General features: G+C 42.2%; 2 protein-coding genes. One reads left to right on the top strand and one right to left on the bottom strand.

Translation table 11 applies throughout. The features are described from left to right. Window positions 1–286: 286 nt before the first annotated feature. Window positions 287–1,258, bottom strand: coding sequence for a transposase (locus tag L4C32_RS20405; protein ID WP_428198728.1), 972 nt, complete (start codon window positions 1,256–1,258; stop codon window positions 287–289). Between the two features lie 319 nt (window positions 1,259–1,577). Between L4C32_RS20405 and L4C32_RS20400 the strand changes: the two genes are divergently transcribed. Next, the gene (locus L4C32_RS20400) at window positions 1,578–2,777 is read left to right on the top strand and encodes an IS4 family transposase (RefSeq protein WP_428198727.1); all 1,200 of its coding nucleotides are present in this window, start codon (window positions 1,578–1,580) and stop codon (window positions 2,775–2,777) included. Window positions 2,778–2,919 lie beyond the last annotated feature (142 nt).

The following is a 2,919-nucleotide window of genomic DNA, read 5'->3' as shown; positions in this document are numbered from 1 at the left end:
AATCAATACTAATGAGCTTATATTTCATAGTGGTCACCTCTGTTGTTGATTCTGTCGAACCTTAATCATGGCACATTGCGATGCCGAGACAGAGGTGACCATCTCATCAGACACCCGATAAAAAAGTAAAACTCACAGCGAAGCGCAAGCCCAACCGATAACGGTCTGTCCATTTCTATGTTATCGATGGGGGGTTGCTTCCTAAAAGCATCGAAATAGTGTGTATTTTGCGCGAAAATCATCTTTTCTTGGTTTTCAGGTGAGTTGAGCGTATTGCGAAGTGTCGTTATGCGGCAGAGGTAATTTTAAGCCCGGTGGTCCGTTTTCGTTGCAGCTTATGGATTGCGTGGGAGTACGATCTTACTTCCCCCACGATACTGGCTCGGTTTTGCTCAAGTGTCGTACAGAGTTTTAGCCACTCTTTTTGTTCAAGGTTTAATTGTTCTAAAACGGGTGGGGCAGAGGCATTAATCGCCCCTCGCTTGTTGGGTCTAATCTGTTTGCCACTCCAATCAACTAACTCAAGGTAATCATCTAACCGAAAGGGGATGCCTTTAATCACCTCATTGGTTGGATTACCAATAAAAGGGTGCAAGCAAGGTGGTGTCAGTTGATTGGTTTTGAGTGCGGCGAGCCTCTCTTTGACCGAGGTGAAATCAGATGTTTCTAAAGAGGTCGCCATGGTGGCTCGAATCGGGTTCAAATCGACATAAGCCATGGCCGTTAGCAGTGCTTTTTCATCCAGCAGCGCTTGGCTTTTAAATCGCCCCTCCCAGAAATGCCCAGTGCAGCCATCTTCCTCATTGGCCTGACACGCAATGGTTTGATTGAGAATTTTCATGAACCAACTAATGCTCGCTAATCGTTCACGCCACTCTGTAATGATGTGCTGGCACACCTCAATTGTCGCGGTACAAGTGTGTTGCTGTGACATATAGCGTTGTATCAAAACGGGCATTTCATGCAGTGCGCACCAGCGTTCTACGACCTCTTCCTCAGACAAGATTTTTGCTCCATCACCATCAATATTCAAGACTAAATGGTAGTGGTTATTCATAATGGCGTAAGCGCAGATATCAATGCAAAAGACGGTACTGAGTTGTTTGAGTTTCTCTTCAATCCAGCCCCTACGATGCTCAAAGCTTTGTTGCGTGACAGCGTCAACACCACACAGATAACTGCGCCTGACACATCGGGAGACAATGTGATAATAGGGCGTGGCTTCAGAGCAGATAAGCTGGCTTCTTGGAACGGTCATTTATTGTGAGTCCCTATTAAGTTTCAATATATTAGAAGTGTAATGTGAAAACTGGCTAGGTATAGTGGCATTAACAATGGATGCGAGTCGGTGAGAGTTCGGTGTGTAATCTATGAAAACACTGAAGTAGTAAAGTTGATGTAGGTGCTTGAGGTGTCTGTCCCATTAGGGTTATTAATGGTGGATAGGTGCTTGAGGTGTCTGTCCCTGAGGTATCCCCTCAAATCTGAGACAAATAGTAAATAAATTCATTTAGATAAGAACATTCATGATGTTTAGTGATCTCAMTTTTATCACCACAATAAAATGAGTAAACACCATGAATGCAGACCAAATATTAACCCATTTCGTATCATCCATCTCTAGTTCTATGCATAAAACTAGAGCTGGTGCACTTGAAGCRTGTGTCAGGAGTGCTATTTCTGGACAGCGATTGACTGTGACCGATTTAGGTCGTGGGATTCAAAGTCGAGCATACGAAAAACACGCCATTAAACGGGCTGAWCGGTTGTGTTCAAATCAACATATCCAAMAGCATGTTGTCGCTATATATCAACATCTTTGCACTTTACTTGTGAGTCCAAATAGCCGACCTATCATTCATGTCGATTGGTCAGATTTAAATTTGAAAAAAACGTTATTTCTCATACGAGCCTCCCTTTCTTTTGAAGGTCGMTCGTTAACACTTTATGAGGAAGTTCATGAGCTTAAGACTAAAGAGAAAGCCKCCACCCATASTCATTTTTTGCAAACTCTCGCCATCATTCTTCCATATAAAGTAAAGCCAATTATTGTTACCGATGCCGGTTTTAAGAGACCGTGGTTCAAAAGTGTCCGAGCCYTTGGATGGGATTTTGTCGGCCGAATTCGTGGTCGAGTCAGTGTTAGCGAAAAGGGAAAAGATGGTCAACTGTGTAAAACACTTTTTTCAGCGGCAACATCGACTCCGACATTGCTAAAAGGTTGGTTTATGGGAAATATCTTGCCATATAAAATGAACCTTGTTCTCTATAAATCCCCKCMGAAAGGGCGAATAGCAAAAACAGCGTCGGGAAATCGTCAACAATCAAACTACAGTAAAAAAAATGCWCGTCGAGCTAGAGACCCCTGGTTRCTTGCAACATCGCTAAGGGCCAGATCTAAATTAGCAAAGCAAGCTGTTGGAATTTATGACAAACGTATGCAAATAGAAGAAGCTTTTAGAGACCATAAATCTTGCCAATTTGGGCTAGGTATGAGTACTCATAGAACGAATAGCGCAAGTCGACTAGGCATAATAATACTAATAGGGACGATAGCTCATACTTGTTTAATTTTGCTTGGAATACTGTCTGAAGCCCTTGGAATTCATAGGCGATTTCAAGCAAACACAATCAAGAATAGAAAGGTACTAAGTTACTTCACCTTGGGAAAACGGGTTTTCAAAAACATAAAAATCAAGATAACAATGTTATCTTGGCGAATAACAGTAAAAATGTTCTACCAAAAAATTAAAGTGGCTCAAGAGCTTAGGATTTAATTTTGTGGGGATCCTTCAGTGTCTGTCCCTTTAGTGTTTTCCACCGAAAACATAAAAAATGGACAGTCCGTTATCGGTTGGGCTTGCTCTTCGCTGTGATTTCTACTTTTTATAGGGTGTCTGTCCCTTTAGTGTTTAGAAC

The sequence above is a fragment of the Aliivibrio kagoshimensis genome (assembly GCF_050337105.1).
GTDB lineage: Bacteria > Pseudomonadota > Gammaproteobacteria > Enterobacterales > Vibrionaceae > Aliivibrio_A > Aliivibrio_A kagoshimensis.
This window is presented reverse-complemented; position numbering and strand designations above follow the sequence as displayed.

Coding starts and splice junctions, on each gene's coding strand:
- L4C32_RS20405 (WP_428198728.1), bottom strand. CDS start 1,258: ATGACCGTTCCAAGAAGCCAGCTTATCTGCTCTGAAGCCACGCCCTAT.